The sequence below is a fragment of the Amycolatopsis sp. NBC_00348 genome (assembly GCF_036114655.1).
Lineage (GTDB): Bacteria > Actinomycetota > Actinomycetes > Mycobacteriales > Pseudonocardiaceae > Amycolatopsis.
Genome location: NZ_CP107994.1, coordinates 3014209 through 3035855, shown reverse-complemented (window position 1 = coordinate 3035855; position 21647 = coordinate 3014209). Strand labels below are relative to the sequence as shown.

At 71.0% G+C, this 21647-nt stretch carries 17 protein-coding genes; 10 read left to right on the top strand and 7 right to left on the bottom strand.

Annotated features, from left to right (window positions below):
• Positions 1 to 69 precede the first annotated feature (69 nt).
• The 4 genes from OHS58_RS13370 (at position 70) to OHS58_RS13355 (ending at position 4891) form a co-directional block, all read left to right on the top strand.
• Positions 70 to 1107 (top strand): LLM class F420-dependent oxidoreductase, encoded by a 1038-nt coding sequence (locus OHS58_RS13370; protein WP_326949553.1) that lies wholly within the window; start codon positions 70 to 72, stop codon positions 1105 to 1107.
• A gap of 1 nt (position 1108) precedes the next feature.
• Complete coding sequence (locus OHS58_RS13365) at positions 1109 to 1951, top strand: undecaprenyl-diphosphate phosphatase (RefSeq protein WP_326949554.1); 843 nt, start codon at positions 1109 to 1111, stop codon at positions 1949 to 1951.
• A gap of 70 nt (positions 1952 to 2021) precedes the next feature.
• Positions 2022 to 2741 (top strand): histidine phosphatase family protein, encoded by a 720-nt coding sequence (locus OHS58_RS13360; protein WP_326949555.1) that lies wholly within the window; start codon positions 2022 to 2024, stop codon positions 2739 to 2741.
• A 95-nt stretch (positions 2742 to 2836) separates the two neighbouring features.
• On the top strand, positions 2837 to 4891 hold the full coding sequence (locus OHS58_RS13355; protein WP_328648422.1) for a M3 family metallopeptidase: 2055 nt from the start codon (positions 2837 to 2839) through the stop codon (positions 4889 to 4891).
• 143 nt (positions 4892 to 5034) lie between these two features.
• Here the strand turns inward: OHS58_RS13355 and OHS58_RS13350 are convergent, their stop codons facing one another.
• The gene (locus OHS58_RS13350) at positions 5035 to 5628 is read right to left on the bottom strand and encodes a ClpP family protease (protein WP_247051721.1); all 594 of its coding nucleotides are present in this window, start codon (positions 5626 to 5628) and stop codon (positions 5035 to 5037) included.
• Positions 5629 to 5726: 98 nt separating this feature from the next.
• Between OHS58_RS13350 and OHS58_RS13345 the strand changes: the two genes are divergently transcribed.
• Positions 5727 to 6590, top strand: a complete 864-nt coding sequence (locus OHS58_RS13345; RefSeq protein ID WP_328648421.1) for a Vgb family protein — start codon at positions 5727 to 5729, stop codon at positions 6588 to 6590.
• Positions 6591 to 6647: 57 nt separating this feature from the next.
• Here the strand turns inward: OHS58_RS13345 and OHS58_RS13340 are convergent, their stop codons facing one another.
• The gene (locus tag OHS58_RS13340; protein ID WP_328648420.1) at positions 6648 to 7628 is read right to left on the bottom strand and encodes a malate dehydrogenase; all 981 of its coding nucleotides are present in this window, start codon (positions 7626 to 7628) and stop codon (positions 6648 to 6650) included.
• Between the two features lie 87 nt (positions 7629 to 7715).
• Entirely contained in the window at positions 7716 to 8174 is a 459-nt protein-coding gene (locus OHS58_RS13335; RefSeq protein ID WP_328648419.1) for a MarR family winged helix-turn-helix transcriptional regulator, read from the bottom strand.
• A gap of 105 nt (positions 8175 to 8279) precedes the next feature.
• Between OHS58_RS13335 and OHS58_RS13330 the strand changes: the two genes are divergently transcribed.
• Both OHS58_RS13330 and OHS58_RS13325 read left to right on the top strand, forming a co-directional pair.
• Positions 8280 to 8681 (top strand): nuclear transport factor 2 family protein, encoded by a 402-nt coding sequence (locus tag OHS58_RS13330; RefSeq protein ID WP_328648418.1) that lies wholly within the window; start codon positions 8280 to 8282, stop codon positions 8679 to 8681.
• Complete coding sequence (locus OHS58_RS13325) at positions 8681 to 9049, top strand: VOC family protein (protein ID WP_328648417.1); 369 nt, start codon at positions 8681 to 8683, stop codon at positions 9047 to 9049. The genes OHS58_RS13330 and OHS58_RS13325 overlap by 1 nt, the downstream gene beginning before the upstream one ends.
• 382 nt (positions 9050 to 9431) lie before the next feature.
• On the opposite strand, the gene OHS58_RS13320 is transcribed toward OHS58_RS13325, so the two are convergent.
• Together OHS58_RS13320 and OHS58_RS13315 are read right to left on the bottom strand one after the other, a co-directional pair.
• Complete coding sequence (locus OHS58_RS13320; protein ID WP_328648416.1) at positions 9432 to 11525, bottom strand: FUSC family protein; 2094 nt, start codon at positions 11523 to 11525, stop codon at positions 9432 to 9434.
• Entirely contained in the window at positions 11522 to 14644 is a 3123-nt protein-coding gene (locus OHS58_RS13315) for a GH92 family glycosyl hydrolase (protein ID WP_328648415.1), read from the bottom strand. Before OHS58_RS13315 ends, OHS58_RS13320 begins: the two co-directional genes overlap by 4 nt.
• A gap of 67 nt (positions 14645 to 14711) precedes the next feature.
• Between OHS58_RS13315 and OHS58_RS13310 the strand changes: the two genes are divergently transcribed.
• Positions 14712 to 15485 (top strand): alpha/beta fold hydrolase, encoded by a 774-nt coding sequence (locus tag OHS58_RS13310; RefSeq protein ID WP_328648414.1) that lies wholly within the window; start codon positions 14712 to 14714, stop codon positions 15483 to 15485.
• A gap of 63 nt (positions 15486 to 15548) precedes the next feature.
• Here OHS58_RS13310 and OHS58_RS13305 read toward each other — a convergent pair whose 3' ends face one another.
• Complete coding sequence (locus OHS58_RS13305; protein WP_328648413.1) at positions 15549 to 16088, bottom strand: YciI family protein; 540 nt, start codon at positions 16086 to 16088, stop codon at positions 15549 to 15551.
• A gap of 84 nt (positions 16089 to 16172) precedes the next feature.
• The gene (locus tag OHS58_RS13300) at positions 16173 to 20483 is read right to left on the bottom strand and encodes a GH92 family glycosyl hydrolase (RefSeq protein ID WP_328649803.1); all 4311 of its coding nucleotides are present in this window, start codon (positions 20481 to 20483) and stop codon (positions 16173 to 16175) included.
• 152 nt (positions 20484 to 20635) lie between these two features.
• Between OHS58_RS13300 and OHS58_RS13295 the strand changes: the two genes are divergently transcribed.
• Both OHS58_RS13295 and OHS58_RS13290 read left to right on the top strand, forming a co-directional pair.
• Complete coding sequence (locus OHS58_RS13295) at positions 20636 to 20839, top strand: hypothetical protein (protein ID WP_328648412.1); 204 nt, start codon at positions 20636 to 20638, stop codon at positions 20837 to 20839.
• A 41-nt stretch (positions 20840 to 20880) separates the two neighbouring features.
• Positions 20881 to 21525 (top strand): class I SAM-dependent methyltransferase, encoded by a 645-nt coding sequence (locus tag OHS58_RS13290; RefSeq protein WP_328648411.1) that lies wholly within the window; start codon positions 20881 to 20883, stop codon positions 21523 to 21525.
• Positions 21526 to 21647: the final 122 nt, after the last annotated feature.

Below are 21647 nucleotides of genomic sequence, written 5' to 3'. Positions count from 1 at the left end.
GCCGCCCCGGCCGGACCTGACCAAGGTGAGTCGTGTCGCCCACAAGGGCCCCCGTTAGGGTCTGGCCCCGTGCGACTCGGACTGAATCTCGGCTACTGGGGAGCGGGGAACGACCCCGCGAACCTGGCCCTGGCGAAACAAGCGGACGAACTCGGCTACGCCGTCGTGTGGGCGGCGGAGGCCTACGGTTCGGACGCCGTGACGGTGCTTTCCTGGATCGCGGCGCAGACGTCGCGGATCGACGTCGGCGCCGCGGTGCTGCAGATCCCGGCGCGGACCCCGGCGATGACCGCGATGACCGCCGCGACCCTGGACACGCTCTCGGGCGGCCGGTTCCGGCTCGGCCTCGGCGTCTCCGGCCCGCAGGTGTCCGAGGGCTGGCACGGTGTGCGGTTCGCGTCGCCGCTGGGCCGCACCCGCGAGTACGTCGGGATCGTGCGCAGCGCTCTGCGCCGCGAGCGGCTGAAGTTCGAGGGCGAGCACTTCACGCTCCCGCTGCCGGACGGCCCCGGCAAGGCGCTGCGGCTGACCGTCCGCCCGGCGCGCAAGCACATCCCGCTGTACCTGGCCGCGATCGGGCCGAAGAACCTGGCGCTGACCGGCGAGATCGCCGACGGCTGGCTGCCGGTGTTCTTCTCGCCCGCCCACGCGGGGGAGCAGCTCGCGCAGATCCGGGCCGGCGCCGACGCGGCCGGGCGGTCGATGGACGGCTTCGACGTCGTCCCGACCGTGCCCCTGGTCGTCGGCGACGACTGGCGGGCCTGCGCGGACGCCGTCCGCGGGTACGCGGCGCTCTACCTCGGCGGCATGGGCAGCCGGGAGAAGAACTTCTACAACCAGCTGGCCTGCCGGATGGGCTTCGCAGCCGAGGCCGCCGAAGTGCAGGAGAAGTACCTGGCCCGCGACCGGGCGGGGGCGATGGCGGCGGTGCCGCTGGAGTTCCTCGACGCCACGTCGCTGCTCGGACCCAAGGAACGGATCGCGGAGAAGATGACCCAATTCGCCGAAGCCGGCGTGACGACCCTGTCGGTGTCGTCGTTCAGCCCCGACCCGGGGGCCGCCCTGCGCACGGCCGTCGAGGCGCTCGAGCTGGCGGGGGTGGCCTGACGTGGGGTGGTTCGAATCGCTCGTCCTGGGCCTGGTCCAGGGTTTGACGGAGTTCCTGCCGATCTCGTCGAGCGCGCACCTGCGGATCGTCGCGGCGCTCGTCGGCTGGGACGACCCGGGTGCGGCGTTCACCGCCGTCACCCAGATCGGCACCGAGCTCGCGGTGATCCTGTACTTCGGCAAGAAGATCGGGAAGATCCTGCAGGCCTGGTTCTTCTCGCTGTACAAACCGGACTGGCGCCGGGACCCGGACGCCCGGCTGGGCTGGCTGATCATCGTCGGCTCGCTGCCGATCGTGGTGCTCGGCCTGCTGCTGCAGGACGCCATCGACAGCGCGTTCCGCGACCTGCGGATCACCGCGACCGTGCTCATCGTGTTCGGCCTGATCCTGCTGGTCGCCGACCGGATCGGGAAGCAGGAGCGCGGCCTGGACGAGCTGACCGTGCCGCACGGCCTCGGTTTCGGGTTCGCCCAGGCGCTGGCGCTCATCCCCGGCGTCTCCCGCTCGGGCGGCACGACCAGCGCGGGCCTGCTGATGGGCTACACCCGCGCCGAGGCGGCCGAGTACTCGTTCCTGCTGGCCCTGCCCGCGGTGTTCGGCTCGGGCGTGTACAAGCTCAAGGACATCGGCTCGGGCGGCGTGCCGGCCCAGTGGGGCCCGACGATCCTGGCCACGCTGGTCGCCTTCGGCGTCGGCTACCTGGTGATCGCCTGGCTGATGGCCTACATCAAGAAGCGCAGCTTCGTGCCGTTCGTGGTCTACCGCCTGGTTCTGGGCGTGCTGCTGTTCGTCCTCATCTTCACCGGCGCCCTGGACCCGAACGCCGGGCCGGTCGGCAGCTGATCGTCGCGGGTCACCCGCGTTGCCGCCCAGTACCCGGGAGGATGATCGGCGGCAACGTAGGGTGGGTCCTGTGAGTACGGTCATTCTGGTCAGGCACGGCAAGTCGACGGCCAACGGATCCGGCATCCTGGCCGGGCGGTCCCCGAAGGTGAACCTCGACGACACGGGCCGGGCCCAGGCGGAGAAGCTCGTCGAACGCCTCGACGGCGTCCCGCTGGCCGACGTGGTCGTGTCGCCGATGCTGCGGTGCAAGCAGACCGTCGCGCCGCTGCTGGCGGCGCGGGGGATCGGGAAGACCGTCGAGCCCGGGCTGTCCGAAGTGGACTACGGCGACTGGACCGGCAAGGAGCTCAAGCACCTGGCCAAGGAACCGCTCTGGCGCGTCGTGCAGGCGCACGCCTCCGCCGCGGTGTTCCCCGGCGGCGAGGGGCTCGCCCAGATGCAGGCCCGCTCGGTGGCCGCGGTCCGGGCCCACGACCGGCGGATCGCCGCCGAGCACGGCGACCACGCCGTCTGGCTGCTGTGCAGCCACGGCGACGTGATCAAGTCCCTCATCGCCGACGCCCTCGGCCAGCACCTCGACGCCTTCCAGCGGATCGTCGTCGACCCGTCGTCGATCTCGGTCGTGCGCTACACCGAGACCCGGCCGTTCGTCCTGCGCGTCAACGACCACAGCGGTGACTTCCGCGGCATCGTGCCGCCCGCGCCGAAACCGGCGAAGCGGGGCAAAAAGGCCGCGAAGGACGCCTCGAGCAGTGACGCGGTCGTCGGCGGTACCACCGGCCGGTGACCCCGGCCACCTACGGAAAGCGCTGACATCGCTCCCGGGGGAGCACGTAGGGTGGCGGGACCGAGTGTTTTCCCCGACCAGGAGCCTGCCCCGAGATGATTTCGCCGGACAATCCGTTCGCCGCACCCAGCGAGCTGCCCTACGCCCTGCCGCCCTTCGACCGGATTTCCGACGAGCACTACCGGCCCGCGTTCGAGGCGGGCCTGGCCGAGCACGCCGCCGAGATCGAGCAGATCGCGGCGCAGGACGCCGAGCCGACGTTCGAGAACACCGTCGAGGCCCTCGAACGCGCCGGGGAGCTGCTCGGCCGCGTGGCGAGCGTCTTCTACAACCTGGCCGGCTCCAACAGCACCGACGAGATCCAGGCCATCCAGGCGGAGTTCGCGCCGAAGCTGGCCGCCCACCACGACGCGATCCACCTCAACCCGCGGCTGTTCGCCCGGATCGACGCGCTCCACGCCCGGCGCGAAGAGCTGGGGCTGGACGAGGAGTCGCTGCGGCTGCTGGAACGCCGGCACACCGACTTCAGCCGCGCCGGCGCCGGGCTCGGCGAGGCCGAACAGGCCCGCCTGCGCGAGCTCAACGGGCAGCTCTCGACGCTGCAGACCAAGTTCCAGCAGAACCTGCTCAAGGACACCAACGAACTGGCCGTCGTCATCGGCGACCGCGCCGAGCTGGCCGGCTTCGGTGACAGCGCGATCGCCACCGCGGCCGAGGCAGCGGCTTCCCGCGGGGAGACCGGCAAGTACGTCATCAACCTGACGCTGCCGACCAGCCAGGCCTCGCCGCTGGAGACGCTCAGCGACCGTGACGTGCGTGAGCGGATCCACACCGCGTCGATGGCGCGTGGCAACCAGGGCAACGACCAGGACAACAACGCCGTCGTCGCCGAGATCGCGCACCTGCGCGCCGAACGCGCCGCGCTGCTGGGCTATCCGAACCACGCCGCGTACGTCATCGCGGACGAGACGGCGAAGACCGCCGAGGCGGCCGCCGGGCTGCTCGAGCGCCTCGCCCCGGCCGCCGTCGCGAACGCCCGCACCGAAGCCGCGGAGCTGCAGAAGCTGCTGGAGGCCGACGTCCCGGGCGCGAAGCTGCGGCCGTCGGACTGGCCGTACTACGCCGCGCAGGTCCGCCGTGAGCGCTTCGACGTCGACACCGAAGGACTGCGGCCGTACTTCGAGGCCGACCGGGTGTACCTGGACGGCGTCTTCTTCGCCGCCAGCAAGCTGTACGGCCTGACCTTCACCGAGCGCCACGACCTGCCCGTCTACCACCCGGAGGTCCGCACCTTCGAGGTCTTCGACACCGACGGCACCGCGCTGGGGCTGTACCTGCTCGACCTCTACACCCGCGACGCCAAGCGCGGCGGTGCCTGGATGAACACCTTCGTGGACCAGTCCGACCTGCTCGGCGAGCGCACGGTCGTGGTGAACGTGCTCAACGTCAACAAGCCGCCGGCGGGGGAGCCCACCCTGCTGACCTTCGACGAGGTCGTCACCGCGTTCCACGAGTTCGGGCACGCGCTCCACGCGCTGGTGTCGGCGGTGCGCTACCCGACGTTCTCCGGCACCAACGTGCCGCGCGACTTCGTCGAGTACCCGTCCCAGGTCAACGAGATGTGGATGCTGTGGCCGGAGGTCCTGGCCCACTACGCCAAGCACCACCTCACCGGCGAGCCGCTGCCCGCCGAGCAGGTCGAGAAGCTCCTCGCGGCCCAGCAGTACGGCGAAGGCTTCTCCACCACCGAGTACCTCGCGGCGTCGCTGCTCGACCAGGCCTGGCACGGCCTCGGCGTCGACGACCACGTGGGGGAGGTGCAGCGGTTCGAGACCGCCGCCCTCGTGAAGGCCGGTGTGTCGCTCGAAAGTGTCCCGCCGCGCTACCGCACCACCTACTTCGCGCACGTCTTCAGTGGCGGCTACAGCGCCGGGTACTACTCCTACATCTGGAGCGAAGTCCTCGACGCCGACACCGTCCAGTGGTTCCGCGAGAGCGGCGGCCTGACCCGCGAGAACGGCGACCACTTCCGCCGCACCCTGCTGGGGAAGGGGGGCAGCGTCGACCCGATGGACGCCTTCCGCGCCTTCCGCGGCCGCGACCCCGAGATCGAGCCCCTGCTCATCCGCCGCGGCATCAACGGCGTCTGAGGCATCTGACCAACCTTGCTGGACCCGGACCACCACATCCGGGTCCAGCAGCATCTCTAAGTGTATAACGCCCTATACTGCGGGGCTGATTTCAAGAAAATCAGTGGTCCTGTAGCTATTACAAGCCAGCAAAGACCAGGGAATCAGGCCGTCGCCTGTTCGCGGGTGACGATGTGGTCGATGAAGCCGTACGCCAGTGCTTCGCCGGCGTCGAACCAGCGGTCGCGGTCGGCGTCGGCGGTGATCCGCTCGACGCTCTGGCCGGTCTGCTGCGCGGTGAGCTCGGCCATGCGGAGCTTCATCTTGCCGAACACCTCGGCCTGGATGGCGATGTCCGTGGCGGCGCCGCTGATCCCGGCCGACGGCTGGTGCATGACGATCCGGGTGTTGGGCAGCAGGTAGCGCTTGCCGGGGGTGCCGGAGGTCAGCAGGAACTGGCCCATGGACGCGACGAAGCCGAGGCCCCAGGTGGAGACGTCGGGTTTGACGAGCTGCATGGTGTCGTAGATGGCCATGCCGGCGGTGACGGAGCCGCCGGGTGAGTTGATGTAGAAGGTGATGTCCTTCTCGGGGTCGTCGGCGGCGAGCAGGAGCAGCTGGGCGACGATCCGGTTGGCGACGTCGTCGGTGACTTCGGTGCCGAGGAACACGATGCGGTCGCGCAGGAGCTGTTCGTTGACGGAGTCGGTGAAGGACTGGCCGGGTGTCTGCATGTCGGGTACGGCGAGGAGGGTCATGGGCCCGACCGTAGGGTGCTGGGGGTGTGGTGGTGATCGTCGTTCGCTGTGGGCGTGCGAGTTTCGCTCCGGGCGATCACCGGGGATGGGGGTGCGTGATGGCGCCGATCGAAGAGTTCGCGGTGCCGGGCCAGGGACCGTACGGGGTTGTGGCCGGGCCGGATGGCGGGTTGTGGTTCACGCTGGTCCACAGTGGGCAGATCGGTCGCATGAGCACCGCGTATGAGGTGACGACCTACCAGCTGGACCCGGCGACGACCGGGCCGACGGTGATCACGCCGGGGCCGGACGGCGCGTTGTGGTTCACGGAGTACCAGGGGAACCGGATCGGGCGGATCACGACCGAGGGGGCGGTGTCGTCGGTCGCGGTGCCGACGCCGTACGGCATCACGGCGGGGCCGGACGGGGCGCTGTGGTTCACCGAGATCAACGCCGATCGGGTCGGCCGGATCACCGTCGAGGGTGAGGTGACGGAGTTTCCGCTGCCGGTGTCGGGTGCGTTCCCGTCCATGATCGCCGCGGGTTCCGACGGGGCGTTGTGGGTCACCTTGAACCAGGCGAACGCGATCGGGCGGATCACGACGTCCGGTGAGGTTTCGGTGTACCCGTTGCCGACGGAGGCGGCCGCGCCGGTGGGGATCGCGGCCGGGCCGGACGGGGCGTTGTGGTTCGTGGAGATCGGTGCGGGTCAGATCGGGCGGATCTCCACCGGCGGGGAGGTCGTCGAGTTCCCGTTGCCGGATCGCGGGTCGCGGCCGCACGCGATCGTGGCGGGCCCGGATGGGGCCTGCTGGTTCACGGTGTGGGGTGGTAACCGGATCGGGCGGATCACGGTGGACGGCGTGATCACCGAGGTGGAGCTGCCGACGGCGGGGTCGGAGCCGCACGGGATCGCGGTGGGTCCGGACGGTGCACTGTGGACGGCGCTGGAGATCGGGAAGCTGGCGCGGATCTCGTACTGACGCGGAAAGGGCCGCCGTCCACATCGGACGGCGACCCTTTCGCTACGAGGTACTGGCTCAGATGAGGCCGAGCTTCTGCACGGTGTCGCGCTCTTCGACGAGCTCCGCGACGGAGGCGTCGATGCGGGCGCGGGAGAAGTCGTCGATCTCGAGGCCCTGGACGATCTTGTACTCGCCGCCGGCGGCGGTGACCGGGAACGACGAGATGATGCCTTCGGGGACGTTGTAGGAGCCGTCGGAGACGACGGCGGCGGAGGTCCAGTCGCCGTCGTTGGTGCCGTTGACCCAGGTGTGGACGTGGTCGATGGCGGCGGACGCGGCCGAGGCGGCCGAGGAGAGGCCGCGGGCCTCGATGATCGCCGCGCCGCGCTTGGCGACGGTGGGGATGAAGTCGCTCTCGAGCCAGGCCTGGTCGAGGTCGACGCTCTTGCCGTTGACCTCGGCGTGCTGGACCGAGGGGTACTGGGTGGCGGAGTGGTTGCCCCAGATGGCGAGCTTCTTGATGTCGGTGACGGAGACGCCGAGCTTCTTGGAGAGCTGGGCGAGCGCGCGGTTGTGGTCGAGGCGGGTCATCGCGGTGAAGCGGTCGGCCGGCACGTCGGGGGCGTGGGACTGGGCGATGAGGGCGTTGGTGTTGGCGGGGTTGCCGACGACGAGGACCTTGATGTCGGAGGCGGCGCCGGCGTTGATGGCTTCGCCCTGGGGCTTGAAGATGCCGCCGTTGGCTTCGAGGAGGTCGCCGCGCTCCATGCCCTTGCTGCGGGGGCGGGCGCCGACGAGGAGGGCGATGTTGGTGCCTTCGAAGGCCTGCTTGGGGTCGTCGAAGATGTCGATGCCGGCGAGGAGCGGGAAGGCGCCGTCGTCGAGTTCCATCGCGGTGCCCTCGGCCGCCTTGACCGCCTGCGGGATCTCGAGGAGCCGCAGCTTCACCGGGACGTCCTGGCCGAGGAGCTGACCGGACGCGATGCGGAAGAGCAGCGCGTAGCCGATCTGGCCGGCGGCGCCGGTGACGGTCACGTTGACGGGGGCTTGGGTCATAGCGCTACTCCAGCTTGAAATCGAGACGACTTTGGCTTGTGCCTCGGAGCCTATCCCTCTCCGTGGTCGCCGTCCGGGTGCGTCCAGTCACTCTCGCCGGATCGGTTCGGGGGCGGGTTGGTCGGTGAGGTTGGCGGCGAGGCGGTGCAGGAGGGTCGCGAGGGTGGTGATCTCGTCGTCGGTGAAGCCGGCGCGGAGGCGTTTGTCGTGGGCGATGGCGGCGGTGGCGAGCTGGTGGAAGAGCTGTTCGCCGTGGTCGGTGAGTTCGACGACGTGGATGCGGCGGTTGTCGGGGTCGCGGCGGCGGGTGACGAGGCCGGTGGTTTCCATGCCGTTGAGGTGGTGGGTGAGAGTGGCGCCTTGGATGCCGACGGCGTCGGCGAGTTCGCGTTGGTTGGCGACGGGGGTGGTTTTGAGGGAGATGAGGATCTGCCAGATGGGCTGGGAGCTGCCGGCGGCGGTGAGGGCGTGGTCGAAGGCGCGGCTGGCGGTTTTGGCGGTGCGGGCGAGGACGACGCCGATGGGGGCGGTGGTGGGTGGTGGCACGGGGGGACCGTATCGCAGGTGTGGAGAGGTCTAAGCGTTTGACATCGAACGGTTAGACTTCTAACGTTTGCCTCGTCAAGTCACCGACCGGTGGGGAGCGCGATCATGAGCAGTACCGAAGAGCAGGTCAGGGCCGTGGGACGCCGGTGGGCGGACGCCGAGGTGCGGGGTGACACCGAGGCGCTCGGCGCGTTGGTCGCCGACGGCTTCCGGCTGGTCGGCCCGGTCGGGTTCGTCCTGGACGGGCCGCAGTGGCTGGCGCGCTACCGCACCGGCGACCTGGTCACGAAGTCCCTCGACTGGCGTGACGTCGAGGTGCGCGAGTTCGGGGACACGGCGATCGCGATCGGCGTCCACGAGCAGACCGCGTCGTTCAAGGGCGCGCCGGCGGACGGGAAGTTCCGCGCCACGCACGTCCTGGTGCGCGAGGACGGCGGCTGGCGGCTGGCCGGGATCCACCTCAGCGCGATCGGCGGCCCGCTGCCGTTCACGCCGGGGGTCGCGTGATGGGCGTGGAGCTGAATCACACGATCGTGTGGGCGTCGGACCGGGAGGCGTCGGCGGGCTTCTTGGCCGGGATCCTCGGGCTGCCGGTGGGGCCGGTGGCCGGGCCGTTCCGCCAGCTGCGGCTGGCGAACGGCGTCACGCTGGACTTCGCGACGGCCGAGGGCGCGGTGCACGGTCAGCACTACGCGTTCCTGGTCGGCGACGAGGAGTTCGACGCGGCGCTGGCTCGGCTGCGGGCGTCGGGGACGCCGTTCTGGGCCGACCCCTTCCACCGGGTGCCGGACGAGATCAACCACGAGCTCGGGGGCCGGGGCGTCTACTTCGCCGACCCGGACGGGCACAACCTGGAGCTGCTCACGCGGGCCTGAGGGAGGCTGCCGCGCGGTTCGGCATCGGGATCACGGACTTTTCGCGGCCCGGCGGGCGCGGTTCGGGATCGGCACCGGGCACCACGACGGCGAGGCGCGGGCGATGGGCCTGCCGTTCCCGCCGGTGGGGGAACGGTTCGAGCGGCTGGACGAGACCGTCCGGCCGGCGTTCCGGATGTGGGACGGAGACGCCTCGCCGTTCGAGGGTGCGCACTACCGGCCGGAGCGCCCGATCGGGAACCGGCGTCCCGGACGGCGGGCGCACGGTCCGGCACAAGCTGGCCGTGCTCGCGCGGCACTGTGACGAGGTGGGACGGCCGTACCGGGGAGATCGAGCAGGACGATCAGCACGCGGCTCTCGCCGGGCGACGCCGCGCCGCCCTCACGGCCGTTTCGCCGGGACCCGCGGATCGGTGGCTTCGACGTGGAAGACGCGGCCGAGGGAGACGAGGCCTTCGTCGAGGTGGCTGAGGCTGGAGAGGACGGCCCGGGTTTCGGCCTGCTCGATGCGGTCGGAGACGGGGGTGCCGTCGTCGCGCACGAGCGTGCCGGGGGTGGGGCCGCCCGGGGAGTCGAGGGCTTTGCGGAGGACGTCGATGTTGGCCAGCAGCCGGCCGGTGAACAGCCGGAGCCGGTCGACGTCGCCGCCGGCGAGCTGGCCGGGCTGGGCGCGGGCGGCGACGTGGCGGGCGCGGAAGGCGATGGTCTCCAGCGTGGTGAGCACGTGCCAGCCGTAGTCGCGGCGGGCGCTGCGCAGGTTCACCGGGTGGGTGAGCGGTTCGATCGTGGTGCGGACCTGCTCGACGGCGCGGTCGAGGTCGCGGGAGAGCTCGATGATGTTGACGTTCTCCTCCCCGGCGAGCAGGCCCTCGGCGTGTTCGAGGAACTCGGTGAGCTCGTCGAGGACTTCGGTGATGTTGTCGAGCATGACCGAGCGGGTGCGCACCGGGACGATGACGACCGCGGCGAGGATCCCGGCGGCGGCGCCGACGGCGGTCTCGGCGACGCGGATCCAGAGCACCGCGAAGCTGAACGTGCCGAGCAGGCTGTAGAGCAGGCCCAGCATGCTGGTGACGAAGAACGCCATCACCACCTGCGAGACGCGCGCGGTGTAGACCATCCCGAACACGCAGACCAGGATCAGGGCGAGGGTGGCCGGGGTGCTGCCGGCGACCAGCAGGGCGAGCAGGACACCGCCGAAAATGCCGATCAGGGTGCCGCCGAGACGGCGGACGCCCTTGACGAACGTGGCGCCGGCGCTGGAGGCACCGATGAAGACCACGAACACCGTGAGCACGGCCCAATACCAGCGCTGGTGGGAAACCAGCTCGCCGCCGAGCACGGCGAGCCCGCCGCCGACGACGGCCTGGATGGCGCTGCGGGTCTGGTTGTCGTAGGCGAACTTCTGCGTCGGTTCGTCGTCGTCGGTTTCGGCGTCGAGCGGGTCGGTCGAGGTCTCCGGGTCGGCGGCGCGCTGGGCGCGGTCGTCGGCCAGCGCCAGTTCGGCCAGGGCCTTGCGGACGCCGTCGCCGGGCGCGGCGTGCTCGTCGATGCGGCTGCCTTCGACGAGCATCCGGCTGTACTCGCCGGTCTGGCTGATCAGCGGCAGTTCGCGCGGGTCGCGTTCCATCAGGGCGCGGAAGCGGGCGAGCCGGGCGATGAGGTCGTCGCGGACTTCGGCGGTGAGCTCATCGGAGCAGGTGCGCTGCACGGTGCTGGCGAGCCACTGGACGGCGAGCTCGACCTCGATGGCGCGGCGGCGGAGCCGGTCGGTGGCGCGGGCGTCGACGACGTCGGGGGCGGCGTCCTCGATGAGCAGGACGCACTCGTGGAGCCGGCTGATGGAGCTGCGCAGCTGCTTGCGCGTCCGTTCGCTGCCGTTGACCGCGAGGTAGGCCTCGGTGGCGCGGACGACGGCGGCGAGCCGGGCGCGGAAGGCGCGGCGGACCCGGAGGAACTCGGCCTCGGGGTTGCGGCGCAGCAGCACGAACCGGACGACGGTGTTGGCCAGCACGCCGACGGCGAGCGCGAGCAGCAGCTGCGGGACCTGCTTGAGGTGGGTCTGCAGGAACATCGGGAAGAAGAACAGGAAGAACCCGATGGAGCCGAGCGCGGTGCCACGCGGGCCGAAGCGCTGGGCGTAGACCGCGACGAAGATCAGCAGAACGAAGACGATCGTGTCGAGCGGCGGCAGGACCGAGCCGAGGCTGGCGACGGTGATCGACGCGGCGCCGGTGAGGAACGCGAGGGCCAGGGTGCCGGCCTGGCCGCCGGGGGTGGCGTCGTTGACCGTGAACGCCGTCATCATCGCCGCGATCGCGCCGACCAGCATCACCGTCAGCGGCAGGTGCGCCGGCAGCAGCGCCCCGACGGCCAGGATGATGCCGAGGACCGCGGAGCCGGCCAGGCGCAGCCGGACCAGGCCGGGGTCGGCCGCCGCGAACCGGTCGAGCGCGGCGGTGCGGAGGTGGTTCATCGGGCGAGCAGCTCCCACTGGGCGAGGGTGGCCCGGCGGCCGCGGGTGGCGGTGATCCGCAGCCGGTAGCGCGCGTGCGCGGCCGGGGTGGCGAGGACGAACGGGCGGGTCTGGCGGCGCCAGCGGAACAGCTCGCCGGTGCGTTCGTCGAGCGTCGTCCAGTCGGTGCCGTCGTCGGAGCCTTCGAGGGTCCAGGCGCTGGGGTCGCCGCGGCGGGTGCCGGAGGTGAGCGTGTACATCGTGACGGCGCGAGGCTCGCCGGTGACGGTGAACTCGACGACCGGCTCGGCGCCGCGGAAGGTGACCTGGGTGCCGGTGGTGTCGTCGAACAGCGCGGTGACGCGGGTGCCGTCGGAGCTGGTCGCGGTGCCGGTGAGGTCGGTGACCGGGGCCGGCTGCTCGGCGGGCGGCGGCGGGGCGCCCCAGGTGGTCGGTTCGGTGGTGAGGTCGAAGACGAGCTCGGCGCCGCCGGCGAGGGTGGCGTGGGCGATCGTCGTGGCGTCGTGCGGTGCGCCGTCGACGGTGAGGCCGCGGACGTAGACCGTCTCGTCGGTGTTGCCGGGGGCGTGGACGACGAGCTTCTTGCCGTCGCCGAGGTGCACGGTCGCCTTCTCGAACAGCGGCGAGCCGATCGCGTAGCGCGGGCTGCCGACGGCCAGCGGGTAGAAGCCGAGGGCGCTGAAGAGGTACCAGGCGGACATCTCGCCGTTGTCCTCGTCGCCGGGGTAGCCCTGGCCGAGCTCGCTACCGAGGTAGAGCCGGCGCAGCACCTCGCGCACGACGCGCTGGGTCTTCGCGGGCGCGCCGGCGTGGTTGTAGATGTAGGGGATGTGGTGCGAGGGCTGGTTGGAGTGGCCGTACTGGCCCATCCGGACGTCGCGGGCTTCGGTCATCTCGTGGATGAGGCCGCCGTACGCGCCGGGTCGCTGGCCGGTTTCGGGGGTGGCGAAGAAGGTGTCGAGCTTGGCTTCGAGGCCGGCGTTGCCGCCGTGCAGGGCGGCGAGGCCGGGGCCGTCGTGGGGTGCGGTGAAGGCGGTGTTCCAGGCGTTGGTCTCGACGAAGTCGCCGCCCCAAGCGGCGGGGTCGTAGCCCTCGGGGGCGAACTTGCGGCCGCCGTCGCGCTTGCGGCCCTGGAAGAAGCCGATCTTCGGGTCGAAGTGGTGGACGTAGTGCTGCGCGCGCTCGCGGAAGTAGGCGGCGTAGTCGGCGTACATCCGGGCGCGCGGCCCGTCGCTTTCCCGGGAAAGTGCCGTCGAGAGGTTGGCGAGGCCGAAGTCGTTGACGCAGCCTTCCAGCGCCCAGGACAGTCCTTCGTGGACGGACGTCGGCGTGTAACCGAGGAAGATCGACCGGTCGAGTCCCTTGCGGCCGACCGAGCGATGCGGCGGGGTGACGGTGGCGTTCTTCAGCCCGGCGTCGAAGGCGGCCTCGACGTCGAAGCCGCGGACGCCCTTGAGGTAGGCGTCGGCGAACGCGACGTCGGAGCTGGTGCCGGTCATCAGGTCGGCGTACCCCGGGGACGACCACCGGGAGATCCAGCCGCCTTCGCGGTACTGCTGGACGAACCCGTCGATCATCCGGCCGCAGTGGGCCGGGGTGAGCAGCGCGTACGCGGGCCAGGTGGTGCGGTAGGTGTCCCAGAAGCCGTTGTTGACGAACATCTCGCCGTCCACGACCTTCGCGCCGGTGCGCCGGCGGGTGCTCGGCCACCGCCGGGGCACGACCGGGCTCGCGTGCCGGATCCCCTTCGGCGTGTTCTCGTGCGCGCTGTTCGGGTACAGGAACAGCCGGTAGAGGTTCGAGTAGAGCGTGGTGCGCTGGTCGTCGGTGGCGCCTTCGACCTCGATCCGGCCGAGCTGCTCCTGCCACCGCTCCCGCGCCTGCGCCCGGACCTGCTCGAACGTCGTCCCGGCGGGGATCTCCAGTTCGAGGTTGCGCTTGGCCTGGGCGAGGCTGATCAGCGACGTCGCGATCCGCAGCGTCACCTCGGGGCCGTCGAACTCGAAGTAGCCCGAGACGCGTCGCCAGGGCCGGCGGTACTTGGTGCCGCGGGTGGCCGGAGCGTCGGTCTGCGCGTAGACGAACATCCGGCGCGCGCCGGCCGAGAGGCGGCTGCGGACCCAGGTGTGGCCGGTGACGACGCCAGTGTCGGCGTTCAGCCGCAGGCCGCCGCGGTGGCCGACGTTGTCGAACAGCAGCCAGCCGTGCTTGTCGGGGAAGGTGCACCGCAGGATCGCCGCGTGGTCGGCCGGGGCGAGGTCGGCGGTCATGCCGTTGGCGAACCGGACGCCGTAGTGGTGCGGCGAGTCGGTCTCGTCGTCGTGGGAGAAGGCCAGGGCGCGCTTGCGGCGGTCCGGTTCGACCGGGCCGGTGCCGGGCATGATGTGGAAGGTGTGCCGGTCGCCCATCCACGGGCTCGGCTGGTGGCTCAGCGCGAACGCCTGCAGCGCGGGACGGTTCTGCTCGTCGTTGTGGCGGTGGTAGGAGTAGATCCAGTTGGTGACGCCGGCGTCGGTGACCGGGGTCCAGAAGTTGAACCCGTGCGGCACCGCCGTCGCGGGGAAGTTGTTGCCGCGGGAGTAGTCGCCGCTGGAGTGCGTGCCGCGGGTGGTGCGGACGAGGTCGGCGGGTTCGCGCGGCGCGTCTTCCCGCTCGGTGATCCGGACGTCGTCGAGCCAGCCGGTGATCTCGCCTTCGGGGGACGCGGTCCGCAGCACGATCCGGGCGATCCGGCGTCCGGCGAACGCGCCGAGCGGGCGGCGGACGGGGTTCCACTGGTCCACCCACAGCGTCTTGTCGTCCACGGGGTCGAACCCGGCCGACGTGCCGTCGGCGAACTCGACGTCGAGGCTGACCCAGGTCGCGTGGTAGGCCGGGATCTCCCCGTCGGACCGCGGGAAGACCACATAGGACAGCTCGGTGCGGTCGGTGACGGGTGCGTCGAGTTCGAACAGGACACCGTACGGACGCGCGGTGTAGCGCAGGGCGCGGGCCCCGGTGAAGCCGACGCCGGTCTTGGCCGTGGGGGACCGGTCCGGCCCACGATCGACCCGCAGCGCGGGGTCCACCGGCTGCGGGTCACCGGTTTCGAAAGAGGAGAAGAACACGGCGTCGGACATGTGCCCACCGTATCGGCCGAACGGCGTAGCGTGTGGCCCGGCAGACTCGACGCAGGGGGAGGGGCGCGTGGGCACGCACACCGTCCGGCACGAGGGCGCCGACCTCACCTACGACCTCCGGGGCGCCGGCCCGCTCCTGCTCCTGATCGCCGGCCTCGGCGGTGACGCCACGCGCTACGCCGGTCTCGCGGAGCAGCTGTCGGACGACTACACCGTGGTGACCTACGACCGGCGGCGCACCGGGCGCAGCACCGGCCGCGACACCGACTTCGACCTGGCGCAGCAGGCCCGGGACGCCGCCGCGGTCATCCGCTCGGCCCGCCCCGCCACGGCCCGCGCGGTGGTGTTCGGCCAGGGCGGCGGCGGTTCGATCGCGTTCGAGCTGGCCGCGCACCAGCCGGACGTCGTCACCGAGCTCGTCGTCCACGACGCCCCCAGCCTGGCGCTGCTGCCCGACGCCCCGCAGCGGCTGGCGTTCGCCCGGCAGGTCCGGACCACCTACACGCAGCGCGGCGCGGTGCCGGCACTGGAGCTGCTCGGCGCGTCCCCGGCCGACTTCCCCGAACCGGCGGCCGCCGACTACTTCCTGCGCCGGGAGTTCCTGCCGATCGCCCTGTCCACCCCGGACCTCGACGCCGTCCGCCGCACCGGGATCCCGGTGGTCACCGCCGCGGGTGCCGGCAACCGGGACGCTTGCCACGCCCAGGCCGCGCGGCTGCAGGCCGAGCACCTGGCCTGCCGGTACGTCGAGTTCCCCGGCGACCACCTCGGCTTCGTGTCCGAACCGGGGCCTTTCGCCGACGCCCTCGCCAAGGAACTGGCCGGCCTGCGCCGCCCCTGACGAAAGCCGTGAAGGCCTCCTTCCCGGCTCTTACGGCCGGTAAGGGGGCCTTCACGGCTTCGCTCAGGCGGGGCGGCCGCCGAACTGCCAGGCGTGCACCTCGATCGCGGCGTAGCGGTCCGCGGTGAGGACGGCGCGGGCGGCGTCCGGGTCCGGGGCCCGCAGCAGCACCGCGGTCCCGAGCCACGCTTCGCCGTCGTCGGACAGCAGGGGCCCGTACGCGATCAGCTCGTCCCGTCCCGGCGGGACCTCGAGGTCGGCCGGTGTCCCGGAACCGAGGCCGAGCACCAGGTACCGGCGGCCACCGGTGCGCCCACCCGGGAAGTCGCCCATGGTGCGGCCCAGGGTGTTGCGCCACCGGCGCAGCAGCACGTCCCGGTACGCCCCGGCCTGGTAGCCCGGCTCGTCGAAGGCGAACGCGCGGGCCGCGGCGGGATCCGGCAGGTCGAGGACGTGGACGCTGCCGGTGGGCGTGTCCCCGTCCATCGTGGGGCCGCGGGCGATCATCGGGAAGCGGTCCATGTAGGTCCAGTGCGCCTCCCGCAGCTCCTGGCGCAGCACCGCGGACCCGGGCCGGTCCCGGTGGTAGCAGAAGAACTCCATCTCACCCCTCCGAAAGCCGTGAAGGCCTCCTTCCCGGCGGTAAGAGCCGGTAAGGAGGCCTTCACGGACCTGACTACTGCGGGACTAGATCTTCGCGCACTGCCCGGCGGACGGGCCGCGGACGGTGTTCGGCAGGTCGTAGTCCGTCGGGGCCGGGGAGTTGATCGCACACGCCAGCGGGCCGCCGATCGTGCTCGACGTGAGCACCGGCCCGTGGTTGCCGGTCAGCGCCACCGGGCCGCCGACCGTCGTCAGCTCGATCGACACCTGCCCGGTCACCCCGGTGATCGCCACCGGGCCGTCCACCTTCGTGCGGTTGAGCACGACCTGGGCGGCACCCGTCGCCGCGAGCGGGCCCTTGACCTCGCCGCCGCGGACGATCAGCGAAGCGCCGCCGCCCACGGTGACCGGGCCCGAGACCGTCGCGTCCTGCAGGCACACCGTGCCGCTCGAGACGTTCAGCGGTCCCTTGCGCTCACCGGTGATGGTCTGCGTGCAGGAGGCGTCCGGCTTGCCCAGCAGCTCGAACTCGGCCAGCTGCGCCGGGGCGCCGGTGCTGGTCGCGGTGACTTCGAGCTTGTAGTAGGCGTAGTGCGCCGGGTTGGCCACCTTGAACGCGCGGGTCTGCTGCCGCCAGGCGAAGCTCTGGTTCGTCTGCTGGTCCGCGACCGCCCACGTCTTGCCGTCGTAGGAGCCCTTCAGCGTCCAGCTCTTCGGGTCGCCCGCACCGGTCTGGGACGTCAGCGTGTAGTGGCTGACGGCTTCGTCGGTCGAGTTGAGCTGGTACTGCAGGGCGCCGGTGACGGCGGCCTGGGTGCGTGAGGTGTTGTCGAGCAACGCCCCCGCGTCGGAGCCGTCCGAAGTGGACAGCGTGCCCTTGCCGGGCCCGGTTTCGTCGTGCAACGGCGTCGGCACCGCGTTGTCCTTGGTGATCGACGTCGGCGCGTCGTTCGGGGCGGTGCCCCACTTCGACGGGTTGGGGCCCATGTCGAAGTCGATCGTGCCGCCCTTGGCGATGACGTCCTGCGGCAGCGACGTCGAGCTGTAGGCCTTGCCGTTGACCTTCACGCCCTGGACGTAGACGTTCTTCGCGCTGTTCTTCGGCGCGTTGATCGTCAGGTCCTTGCCGCCGGCCAGGTGGATCGTCGCCTTCTTGAACAGCGGTGACCCGATCGCGTAGTTCGGGCTGCCCATCTGCAGCGGGTAGAAGCCCAGCGCGCTGAAGATGTACCACGCGGACATCTCGCCGTTGTCCTCGTCGCCGGCGTAACCCTGGCCGATCTCGGCGCCGTTGTAGAGCCGCGAGAGCGCCTCACGGACCTTCGCCTGCGTCTTCGACGGCTGACCCGCGTAGTCGTACATGTAGAGCAGGTGGTGCGAAGGCTGGTTGGAGTGGCCGTACTGGCCCATCCGCACGTCCCGCGCTTCCCGCATCTCGTGGATCACGCCACCGTAGGAACCCGGGTAGTTGGCGGTCTCCTGGTCGGCGAAGAACTGGTCCAGCTTGGTCGCCAGGCCCGCCTGACCTCCGTAGAGGTTGGCCAGGCCCTTGCCGTCCTGCGGCACGGTGAACGCCATGCCCCAGCCGTCGGTCTCGGTGTAGTCGCCGCCCCACGAGCGCGGGTCGTACTGGTCCTTCGTCTTGGTGAACTTGCCGTTCGCGTCCTTGCCCTGGAAGAACCCGACGCTCGGGTCGTACAGGTTCACGTACTGCTGGGCGCGGCTGGTGAAGTACTCGTAGTTCTCCTGGTACTCCGCCTTGCGCGGGTCGTTCGGCGCCGCTTCGTCGGCCAGCTTCTTCGACAGGTTGGCGATGCCGAAGTCGTTGACGTACCCCTCGATCGCCCACGAGAAGCCCTCGCTGGCGGTGTTGGGCGTGTAGCCGAGGAAGATGCCCTGGTCCAGGCCCTTGCGCCCGACCGCGGAGTTCGGCGGGGTCACCGTGGCGTTCTTCAGCGCCGCGTCGTAGGCCGACTTGACGTCGAAGTTCTTGACGCCCTTGAGGTAGGCGTCGGCGAACGCGACGTCGGAGCTGGTGCCGGTCATCAGGTCCGCGTAACCGGGGGAGGACCAGCGCGCGATCCAGCCGCCGTCGCGGTACTGCTGCACGAACCCGTCGACCATCTTCCCGGCCATGTCCGGCGTGAGCAGCGAGTACGCCGGCCACGTCGTGCGGTAGGTGTCCCAGAACCCGTTGTTGACGTAGGTCTGGCCGTCGACCACCTTCGACCCGGTCTGGGTCGCGGTGTCCGGGCCGGTCTTCGGCGACACCGGGCTCGCGTACTTGTAGGCGGGCTTGGCGGCGGTGCCGGTGTTCTCGAACCCGGAGTTCGGGTACAGGAACAGCCGGTACAGGTTCGAGTAGAGCGTCGTGAGCTGGTCCTTCGACGCGCCCTCGACCTCGATCACCTTGAGCTGGTCGTCCCACGCCTTCTGCGCGGCGTCACGCACCGAGTCGAACGTCGCGGCCGGGGCGATCTCCATGGCGAGGTTCTTCTTCGCCTGGTCCAGGCTGATCAGCGACGTCGCGATCTTCATGTTGACCGTCTTGTCGGCGCCCGCGGCGAACCGCAGGTAGCCGGTGACGTTGTCGCGGCCCTGCCCGGTGAGCTTGCCGCCCGCGGTGACCGGCTTGTCGAACGTCGCGTAGACGAACATCCGGCCCGCGCCGGCCGAGACGTTGGTCTCGGTGTACCCCGAGAGCGTGCCGGTGGCGGGGTCGAGCGTGAGCCCGGCGGAGTTGTTGACGCTGTCGAAGATCAGGCTCGAGTCCGCGCCCGGGAACGAGAACTTCATCATCGCCGCGTGGTCGGTCGGCGCGATCTCGGTCTTGATCCCGTTCTGGAACTGCACGCCGTAGTAGTGCGCCCGCGCGACCTCGTCGCTGTGCTTGAACGGCAGCGCCCGCGCGTCGCGGTTGGCGTCGGGCACCCCGGTGGCCGCGGACGGCATCACCTGGAACGCCTCCCGGTCACCCATCCACGGGCTCGGCTCGTGGCTCACGCTGAACGCCTGCAGCTGCGGGAGGTTCTGCGCGTTGTTCTGGGTGCTGTAGTTGTAGAGCCAGCTGCTCGACCCGGCGTCGGTCACCGGCGTCCAGAAGTTGAACCCGTGCGGCACCGCCGTGGCGGGGAAGTTGTTGCCGCGGGAGAACGTGCTGTTGGCCATCGTGCCGCGCGTGGTCACGACGTTGTCGCTCGGCCGGGTGCTCGACGGCGGCGTCGGCGTGGCCGAGACCTTCACGTCGTCCAGCCAGCCCTGCAGCGTGCCGGGGCCGTTCGGGTTGTCGTACCCGACGAGGATCCGGTCGATGGTCTTGCCCTTGGCGACCGAGCCGATCGCCGAGCGCACCAGGTTCCACTGGTTGGCGTAGAGCACCTTCGAGGCGCCCTGGCCCTCCGGGGTCAGCGGGAAGCCGTACTGGTCGGTGGCGCCGAGGTTGCGCAGGTAGGTGCCGTCGGTGAAGGCCAGGTCGATCGCGACGTTGGTGCTCGGGTACTTCAGGTCGCCGGTGATGAACTGCGGCTGCACCTTGTACGAGAGCTCGGTCGAGGCCACGACCGGGACGTTGACGTCGAAGACCTTGTTGTACGACCAGCCGTGCCCGGCCTCGGTCTGGCTGCCGGAGTAGCGGAACGCCTTGAGCCCGGTGAAGCCGGCGCGGTTCTTGTTCGTGTACCCGCCGGTCGGGCCGGAGTCGGTGAAGCTGCGCATGTTCGGCAGCGGCGGCGGCGTCGGGTCGTCGTTGGCCAGCAGCAGCTCGGCGGCCTGCAGGATGTCGCCGCCGTTGTTGGCCGTCACGTTCAGCCGGAAGAACTTGTACGGCGCGCTCGGCGCGGCCAGCTTGTAGTCCTTCTGCTGGAACCGGGCGCTGAACGTCTGGCCGGCCTGCTTGTCCAGGTCCGTCCAGGTCTGCGCGTCGTCCGACCCCTGCAGGGTCCAGTCCTTGGGGTCGCGCTCGTCGTGGTCGTTGGCCGAGGTGATCGCGTAGTGCGTCACCGACGTGGCCTCCGACAGGTTCACCTGCGCCCACGCGGTCGGGTCCCAGGACAGCCACTTCGTGTCCGGCGTGCCGTCGACGAGGTTGGCGACGACCTCGCCGCCGTCGGTGTTCTCACTGCTCGCGCTGGTCTCGGTGACCTTGCCGCGGATGTCGCCGGGGATCGCGGTGCCGTTCGCGCCGTTGACGCCGAACGCGCGCGGCTTCCCGGCCGCGTCGGTGTCGACGGTGTCGGTCCACGTCGGCTGGGGGTCACCCGGCTCGAACGAAGACGAGAAGTCGGCGGGAAGGGCGTCCTCGGCGGCGTAAGCGGCCGCGGGGAGGGCGACCAGGCCGGCGGCGACCACGGTGGCGGCCAGCATCATGGCGACCGGTGGTCTGGCGCTTCGGGGCATCATTGCTCCAAGCTCTGGAGGGGATGAACAACGGCACCGCGCGACGGGGAAACCGGCGGCGCGGTAGGAAGACAAACGCGCGGGTGACATCGATGTCAAGACCGGTCGGCAAACCTGGCCAGAACTGGACAACCCAACCACCGGGGGACCTGGTGAGAACGGTCCGGACCATCGCCGCGGTCGTGACGCCCCTGCTCGTGACCACCGCCTTCACCCCGGCGGCCACCGGCTCCACCGTCCGGCCGAGCACCGCCTGCGGCGATCCGGCCCGCGGGTTCACCCTGCCGGCCGCCACCACCCACATCACCGCGGCCGCCATCGTCGCCGCGAATGGCACCGGCCCGGTCGCGCGGTAAATCGGTCACGCGGCTCCGGGGTCGTCGCTAAAGTCGTGATCATGTCGACCCCGGAGCCCGCCGACCGTGTCCTGTCCCGTGCCTCGCTCGCCGAGGGCAACCCGACCGCGTGGTTCGACGAGCTTTACACCGCCGCCGCCCGCGGTGAGGCGGAAGTCCCGTGGACCCGCGGCAAGCCCCAAGCGGACCTGGTGACCTGGGCGGCCGAGCACCCCGGCGAGGGCCGCCGCGCCCTGGTCGTCGGCAGCGCCCTCGGCGACGACTCGGAGCTGCTGGCGGCCGCGGGGTGGGTGGTGACGGGCTTCGACATCGCCCCGACGGCGGTCGAGGCCGCCCGCGTCCGCTTCCCGGAGTCCGCGGTGGACTACGTCGTGGCCGATCTGCTGAAGCCGCCGGGGGAGTGGCACCAGGCGTTCGACCTGGTCGTCGAGATCATGAACATCCAGGCGATGCCCCGCGACTTCCGCCCCGCGGCGCTCACGTCGCTGGCCGGGTTCCTCGCCCCGGGCGGCACGGCGCTGGTCAGCGAGGTCGCGGAGGAGAGCACGGACGTCGAGACGTGGGTCAGCCCGCCGTGGCCGTTCAGCCGCGCGGAGATCGAGTCGATCGCCCAGGACGGCGTACGCCTGGTCAGCCTGGGCACGGTCCGCGACGGCGCCCGCCACTGGGCCACCTTCACCCGGTAACGCGCCCGGCCCGCCCGCGACTCACCGGGCAGCCGAGGTCGGCGCGGAGTCGCAGGTCTAGCCGCGGAGGCGCCGGTAAGCGGTCTGCCGCGGCTTGTCGTGAGTGTTTAGGAGGGTTCTAA